This window comes from Enterobacter soli ATCC BAA-2102, assembly GCF_001654845.1.
GTDB lineage: Bacteria > Pseudomonadota > Gammaproteobacteria > Enterobacterales > Enterobacteriaceae > Enterobacter > Enterobacter soli.
Window position 1 is genome coordinate 1 of sequence record NZ_LXES01000073.1, and the last position, 271, is coordinate 271.

1 tRNA gene is annotated in these 271 nt (G+C 47.6%); it reads right to left on the bottom strand.

Features of this window, described 5'->3' with window-relative positions:
• Positions 1–158 precede the first annotated feature (158 nt).
• Positions 159–234: transfer RNA gene (locus tag M987_RS23545), tRNA-Glu, on the bottom strand.
• Positions 235–271: the final 37 nt, after the last annotated feature.

The window sequence follows — 271 nt, forward strand, 5'->3', positions numbered from 1 at the left end:
GACTTGCGAAAATTTGAGAGACTCGAACACACCATTTAAGGTGTGTCGTTTCAATTTTCAGCTTGATCCAGATTTTTAAAGAGCAAATATCTCAAACGTGACTCGAAAGTCAGTTTTGAGATATATCGGCAGGTGACTTTCACTCACAAACCAGCAAGTGGCGTCCCCTAGGGGATTCGAACCCCTGTTACCGCCGTGAAAGGGCGGTGTCCTGGGCCTCTAGACGAAGGGGACACTGAAGTCTGCTTCGGCAAGACGCCTTGCTATTTAC